This is a genomic window from Neorhizobium sp. S3-V5DH (genome assembly GCF_004343065.1).
Taxonomy (GTDB): Bacteria; Pseudomonadota; Alphaproteobacteria; order Rhizobiales; family Rhizobiaceae; genus Neorhizobium; species Neorhizobium huautlense.
Genome location: NZ_SMCL01000009.1, coordinates 184,403 through 191,294, shown reverse-complemented (window position 1 = coordinate 191,294; position 6,892 = coordinate 184,403). Strand labels below are relative to the sequence as shown.

The window sequence follows — 6,892 nt, the reverse complement described above, 5'->3', positions numbered from 1 at the left end:
TTTGGACAGACCACGTTTTATCATCAGCTCGAAGCGCAGCACCTCCTGCATCACCGTGGAAGATGAGGCGAAAGCCGAATACCCCATCTCCGGTACGAAACGTCACCTATCTCTCAGGTCGGGCACTACGAAATCCCCAATAAACGCAGCCTCGGCGGGCAATGATTTATTCGGCTTAGATGCCATACGAGTCGAGAGACCACGACATGGCGCAGGCGGCCAGTCGCGCGGCCTACAAGATCAAGCCGCACGTCCTCATGCTTCCCGCTTAGTGCTTTGAAAAGACGTAGTCGGTCTCCTGCCGCAAGACCTCACCGGGGCGCAGGACGGCATTGGGGAATCTGGCATGGTTGATCGAATCGGGCCAGACCTGGGTTTCGAGGCAGAAGCCTGCGAAGGGGCCGTATTGCCGCCCGTCAAGTCCGGTCACCGGAAGCTTCTGCAGCTTAAAGGCCGCATAGAACTGCAACCCAGGTTCGGTCGTGCGCACTTCCATCGCAAGGCCGGAATAGATGCTGCGCACCAATGCCACGGGTCGTTTGGCTGTGCGTTCATGCGACAGGCAGAAATTGTGATCGAAAAGGACCTGATCGCCGCCGCCGAAGCGTTTCATCGGCCCCATTTCCCGCAGATCGAAAGGGGTGCCGGCAACGGCTAAAATCTCGCCAGTCGGCACCTGCCTGTCGTCGAGAGCAAGCACATGGTCGGCCGCGATCATGATGTCATGGCCGAGGGCGTCGTCACGGCCATCAAGATTGAAATAGGAATGCTGGCAGATATTGGCGAGTGTCGGTTGATCGGCCGTCGATTCGTAGATGACCGACAATACGCCGTCAGCGTTGAGCTGATAGGTGGCGGTGATGGTGCAGTTTCCGGGGTAACCGGCACGGCCATCCGGATCGGTGATGCGCAGCACCACCTTGTCGGGCGTGCAATCAACGATCGTCCAATTGCTGCGGCCGATGCCATCCGTACCGCCATGCAGGTGCGTAACGCCGCGTTCGTTGAGTTCAAGCTGATATTGCCTACCGTCCAAGGAGAAACGGCCGCCGCCGATGCGGTTGGAACACCTGCCGGGGGTCGCGCCGAAATAGGGCGAGTGTGCGAGATAGTCTTCGAAGCGCTCGAAACCCAATACAAGCGGCGGTTGATGTCCGTCGAGCCGCAGATCCTGGATGACTGCCCCCCAAGTGATGACATGCGCCGTCAGCCCACCGCCGGAAATCTTGAGGCGGTAGACCGCCTCGCCCTTCTCCGTCTGCCCGAAAACCTCGAAACCCTGCTTCGCTTGATCCGCCACGGCCTGCTCCTCCGAATTGTCGGCGTGCAAACTGCGCGATTTGTCCGGCAGCCGCAACGTCGTTGCGAACAAAATTATCCGCCGTCATCGGATCCAAGCTTATTGCGCGCCGATCTTCTCCATATCGTAGGGCGTCGTCTGGTAGATCTCATTGATCCAGTTGCCGAACAGGAGATGCGCGTGGCTGCGCCAGCGGTTCAAGGGTGTCAGCGTGTCGTCGTTATGCGGGAAGTAGTTATGCGGCAGCTTGATCGGGATGCCGGCGTTCACATCCCGGAAATATTCGTCCGCCAGCGAGGTGGAATCATATTCGACGTGATTGAACATGTAGAGCCGTCTGCCGGCCTTCTCATGCACCAGGCAAATGCCCATCTCCTCGGATTCCATCAGGATTTCGAGATCCGGCACCTTCTCGATGTCTTCCCGTCGAACCTCCGTCCAGCGCGATACCGGAACCTGGAAATCGTCGGAAAATCCGTTGAGATAGACGGACGACGGGCAGAGATTGCGGTGGCGGTAAACTCCGAACGCCTTCTCTTTCAATTCGTATTTCGGAACGCGATGGAAGTGATAGATGGCGGCCATCGCCCCCCAGCAGACATTCATGGTCGAATGGACATTGGTGGTCGTCCAGTCGAGGATCTTCTCCATCTCATCCCAATAGGTGACCTCTTCGAACGGCAGCGTTTCAATCGGCGCCCCGGTGATGACGAAACCGTCGAATTTGCGGTGTTTCACCTCTTCCCAGGTCTCGTAGAAGGCAAGCAGATGATCCTCGGAGGTATTCTTGGCCCTGTGGTTGCCGACGCGCACCAGTGAAAACTCGACTTGCAGGGGCGTCGCACCGACGAGGCGCGCCATTTGCAGCTCGGTCTTGATCTTGTTCGGCATGAGGTTCAGGAGCCCGATCTGAAGCGGACGGATGTCCTGCCGCACCGCCGCGGTTTCAGTCATCACTCGCACACCCTCTTCAACGAGGGTACTGAACGCGGGCAGCGTATCGGGAATCTTGATCGGCATGGCTCAACCCAACAAAAACAAAGCCGGCGGCGAAAAATCGCAACCGGCCCGTGGGAAGACATCTTCTCGCGGCCCTTTAGCGACTTTTTTAACGTGGCTGCAAGCCGGCCGGCCAAATCACCACGGAATTATGAGCTTTCAAATAATCCTTGCTAAGCCCCGCGTCAATGGTAGCAAAATCTACCTCACTTCCCGCAAGGAGCGTTCTGGCCGCGAGATCCGGCGCAAAGCGCTCGAAATTAGCGAGACAAGCTTGTGGCGACTTTCCCTTCGTGCCCCGTTTACGCTATGGGCAGTGGGCATGACCCATTCAACCTTTGCCATCCTGCTCGGCGGAAACCTCACCGTCACCGACCGCTTGAAAAAGGCGCTCGCAGACAGCCGCTTCATCGCGGCAGATAGCGGTATGCGGCACGCGGCGATACTTGGCGTGGAACCCGAATTGTGGGTTGGCGACTTCGACTCCACCGATGCCGAGCTTGCAAGGCAATGGCCGGGTATCAAACAGAAGACCTATCCCCCGGAAAAAAACGAGACCGACGGCGAAATCGCCACGGCCGAGGCGGTCGACCGCGGAGCCACACGGCTAGTTTTCGTCGGTGCGCTCGGCGGCGAGCGGAGCGACCATGCCCTCCAGCACCTGTTACATGCAATGAGTCTCGCCGAGCGCGGCGTCGATATCGTTCTGACCTCCGGCGAAGAAGAAGCCGTACCTCTTTTGCCAGGCAGGATCAGCCTCGATCTTCCAAAAGGCTCGTTGTTTTCCGTCATCGGTTTTTCTGCCCTGGAGGGGCTCGATATCATCGGAGCTCGGTATCCGCTGGTAAATTTCTCACTTCCATTCGGTTCTTCGCGCACGGTTTCGAACGTTGCAGAAGGGCGCGTCGAATTCCATCTAAGAAGCGGCAAGGGCATGATACTCGCCCGCCCCTATGACATGACAGGAGCCTGACTTTTGGCGCCCCCAATTTTGAAACTGGACGACATCTTCCTGAGCTTCGGCGGCGCACCGCTGCTTGCCGGCGCGGGATTGCAAGTGGAACCGGGCGACCGGATCTGCCTCGTCGGCCGCAACGGCTCGGGGAAGTCGACGCTGATGAAGATCGCCGCTGGAATGGTCGAGCCCCAATCCGGTGAGGTCTTCCGTCACCCCGCCGCAACCATCCGCTATCTTGAGCAGGCCCCCGATTTCGCGGATTTCAAGACGGTGCAGGCTTATGCGGAGGCCGGTCTTGGTCCCGGCGACGATCCTTACCGCGTCACCTATCTGCTCGAACATCTGGGATTGACGGGCCAGGAGGATCCGAAAAACCTTTCGGGGGGGGAATCCCGCCGCGCAGCGCTTGCGCGCGTCATGGCGCCGGAACCGGATATCCTGATGCTGGACGAGCCGACCAACCATCTCGACTTGCCAACGATCGAATGGCTTGAAGAGGAGCTGCGCAAGACGAGAAGCGCGCTGGTTCTGATCTCCCACGACCGGCGGTTCCTGGAAAAGGTGTCAACCGCCACCGTTTGGCTCGACCGCGGCACCTCCCGGCGGCTCGACAGGGGATTTGCTCATTTCGAAGCTTGGCGTGATGAAGTGCTGGAAGCGGAAGAACTGGAGCAGCACAAGCTCGGAAAAGCCATCGAACGCGAGGAGCACTGGCTGCGCTACGGCGTGACAGCGCGCCGCAAGCGCAATATGCGCCGGCTCGGCGAATTGCAGACCATGCGTTCGAATTATCGCGGTCACAAAGGCCCGCAAGGTACCGTGCAGGCAAAAATCACCGAGGGCCGGGAGTCCGGCAAATTGGTGATCGAGGCCGAGAACATTACCAAAGCTTATGATCGGCCTATCGTAGCACCGTTCTCGATCCGCGTGCATCGGGGCGATCGGATCGGCCTGGTCGGCCCGAACGGTGCTGGAAAGACGACACTTCTGAAGATGTTGACCGGCCAACTTTCACCCGATAGCGGAACCGTGAAGTTCGGTACCAATCTGGAAATTGCGACAGTCGACCAGAAACGCGAGGACCTGGACCCTGAAGAGACGCTGTCCCACTATCTGACGGACGGCCGTGGCGAAACCCTGCTCGTCAATGGGGAACAGCGCCACGTCGCCGGTTACATGAAAGATTTCTTGTTTCAGCCGGAGCAAATCAGGACACCGATCAAGAACCTGTCCGGCGGAGAACGCGCCCGCCTGATACTCGCCCGTATCATGGCAAAGCCATCGAACCTGCTGATCCTTGACGAACCGACCAATGATCTCGATATCGAGACGCTCGACCTGCTCCAGGAGATCGTGGCAAGCTACAACGGTACCGTCATCCTCGTCAGCCACGACCGCGATTTCCTGGATCGCACTGTGACCTCGACCATCGCGCCGGCCAATCCCGACGCACCGGATGGGCGCTGGATCGAATATGCAGGCGGCTACACCGACATGCTGGCACAGCGCAAAGGCGCTTTGGAGGAAAGGCGCAGGGCCGAAAAGGCTGAAAAGCCGAAGGCCGAATTGAACGCTTCCGTAGAAGCGCCGAAGGGCAAAGGCAAGCTTTCCTACAAGCAGAAATTCGCGCTCGAAAATCTGCCGAAGGAGATGGCGAAGACTGAAGCGGATATCGCCGCACGGGAGAAGAAGATGGCAGATCCTGCTCTCTTCACCAAAGACCCTGCCGCTTTCAACAAGCTCGCAGCTGAAATGGAAAAACTTCGGGAAAACCTGACAAAGATGGAAGAGGAATGGCTGGAGCTCGAAATGCTCCGGGAGGAGCTCGAGGGATAATTTAATAATTTGTTATGCTTAACAAATAGTTAGGCAAGAAAAGCATGTACCGGCCCGGAACAATCTCCCTCCTCTGGCGTTCGAAAGGCAATCAGCGCCGGGACGCACCTCACGTGCCGGCATAGTGAGAACCGAATTGGGGACATTCATGCTGACAAATGTTGAGAGTGGTCGGCTGGCCCGCGAGGCGCCAAGTCAACGCGTACTGATTGTCGAAGACGAGTTCCTGATCGCCCTCGACATTGCCGAAACGGTTGAACATATGGGACTGGAGGTCGCAGGATTTGCGCATGGCCGCCGGAATGCTCTCGAATTGGCACCGGAGGCGGATATCGCCATTGTCGACGTCAATCTCGCTGATGGGCGGACCGGGCCGGATATCGGTCGCATGCTCGCTGAACGTTACGGGGTCACCGTCATTTATATGACCGGGAATCCGGAAGACGTTGACGGTGTGAGGGGGCCTCTGGGTGTTCTGACAAAACCGGTGCTCCCCCATGTGGTCGAGCAGTCGATTGACTATGCTGTGGCAAACCGCCTCGGCCGTTCCGCGAAAGTGCCGCGTGAACTCAAGGTTTTTCGGCAAGGGCGGGCCTGAACCGGCCCCTTGCCAGCGGAACTTCCTACCGTTAAATCTTTCTCCGCTCTAACGGGGTGCCACACGATTTCATGTGGCTGAGAGGCATTGCCAACCCGCGGAACCTGATCCGGTTAGCACCGGCGGAGGGATTAGACGGCTTGTTGCCAGCGCCTATTCCCCAAACTTTTGAAGAGGAGGCGCTGATGCGCAATATCATTCTGTCGATGTTCGCGGCCGCGGCGGCGCTGTCCCTTTACACTGTCGCGCACGCTCAAGACAAAACGCTGACCGTCTATACCTACGAGAGCTTCCTTTCCGACTGGGGCCCTGGCCCCAAGGTCAAGGAGGCTTTCGAGAAGACGTGTGCCTGCAATGTGAAATTTGTCGGCGTGGCGGATGGCGTGGCGCTGCTCACACGCCTCAAGCTGGAAGGCCAGGATACTGATGCGGATCTCGCACTTGGTCTCGACACCAATCTCGTTTCCGAAGCCAAGGTTACGGGGCTTTTCGACGCGCATGGCCTTGATCTTGCGGCGGTCAAAGTACCTGGCAGCTACAGCGATGACACCTTCGTCCCCTATGACTATGGCCACTTCGCAGTCGTCTACGATACGGAGGCGATGAAGAACCCGCCGAAAAGCCTTCGGGAGCTTGTTGATGGAGACCCATCGCAGAAGATTGCGATTGAAGACCCTCGCACCTCGACACCTGGTCTCGGCCTCCTCCTCTGGGTAAAGTCTGTCTATGGCGATAAGGCCCCGGAGGCCTGGGCAAAGCTCAAGAACCGCATTCTGACGGTAGCGCCCGGCTGGTCCGAAGCCTACGGCTTGTTCACCAAAGGCGAAGTCCCGATGGTGTTTTCATACACGACCTCTCCCGCCTATCACATGGTCGAGGAAAAGACCGAACGTTATCAAGCAGCGTCCTTTGCCGAAGGCCACTACATCCAGATCGAGGTGGCCGGCATCCTGAAGGGCGCTTCGGAAAAAGAACTGGCGAAAGAGTTCCTGAAGTTCATGGTCTCGCCTGCCTTCCAGGATATCATTCCCACCACCAATTGGATGATGCCCGCCGCGAAGATATCCGGCGCTCTGCCGGACGCCTTTAACAAGCTGGTCCAGCCGCAGAAGACCTTCCTCATGGGATCGGACGAGGTCGCCAGGAACCGCCAAGCCTGGATAGACGAGTGGCTGACTGCCATGAGCATGAATTAAGAAGA

The 6,892-nt window shown here is 58.1% G+C and carries 6 protein-coding genes and 2 riboswitches; of the genes, 4 read left to right on the top strand and 2 right to left on the bottom strand.

The genetic code is table 11. The features are described 5' to 3' along the window. Positions 1–268: 268 nt before the first annotated feature. Together EDE09_RS15170 and metA are read right to left on the bottom strand one after the other, a co-directional pair. Positions 269–1,300 carry an aldose epimerase family protein gene (locus EDE09_RS15170; RefSeq protein WP_132411369.1) on the bottom strand — a complete coding sequence of 344 codons (1,032 nt, stop codon included), beginning with the start codon at positions 1,298–1,300 and terminating at the stop codon, positions 269–271. A gap of 99 nt (positions 1,301–1,399) precedes the next feature. Then, positions 1,400–2,320 (bottom strand): homoserine O-succinyltransferase, encoded by a 921-nt coding sequence (gene metA / locus EDE09_RS15165; RefSeq protein WP_105374667.1) that lies wholly within the window; start codon positions 2,318–2,320, stop codon positions 1,400–1,402. Between the two features lie 56 nt (positions 2,321–2,376). Next, positions 2,377–2,454, bottom strand: a riboswitch (SAM riboswitch). Positions 2,455–2,621: 167 nt separating this feature from the next. Between metA and EDE09_RS15160 the strand changes: the two genes are divergently transcribed. The 4 genes from EDE09_RS15160 to thiB all read left to right on the top strand — a co-directional run bounded on the left by EDE09_RS15160 (position 2,622) and on the right by thiB (position 6,887). Next, positions 2,622–3,272: a thiamine diphosphokinase gene (locus EDE09_RS15160; RefSeq protein WP_132411367.1), complete on the top strand. Its 651-nt coding sequence runs from the start codon at positions 2,622–2,624 to the stop codon at positions 3,270–3,272. Positions 3,273–3,275: 3 nt separating this feature from the next. After that, entirely contained in the window at positions 3,276–5,093 is a 1,818-nt protein-coding gene (locus EDE09_RS15155) for an ABC-F family ATP-binding cassette domain-containing protein (protein ID WP_132411365.1), read from the top strand. Positions 5,094–5,241: 148 nt separating this feature from the next. Then, positions 5,242–5,691, top strand: coding sequence for a response regulator (locus EDE09_RS15150; protein ID WP_132411363.1), 450 nt, complete (start codon positions 5,242–5,244; stop codon positions 5,689–5,691). A gap of 42 nt (positions 5,692–5,733) precedes the next feature. Next, positions 5,734–5,839: riboswitch (TPP riboswitch) on the top strand. Between the two features lie 37 nt (positions 5,840–5,876). Beyond that, on the top strand, positions 5,877–6,887 hold the full coding sequence (gene thiB / locus EDE09_RS15145) for a thiamine ABC transporter substrate binding subunit (protein WP_132411361.1): 1,011 nt from the start codon (positions 5,877–5,879) through the stop codon (positions 6,885–6,887). The last annotated feature ends 5 nt before the right edge of the window (positions 6,888–6,892 follow it).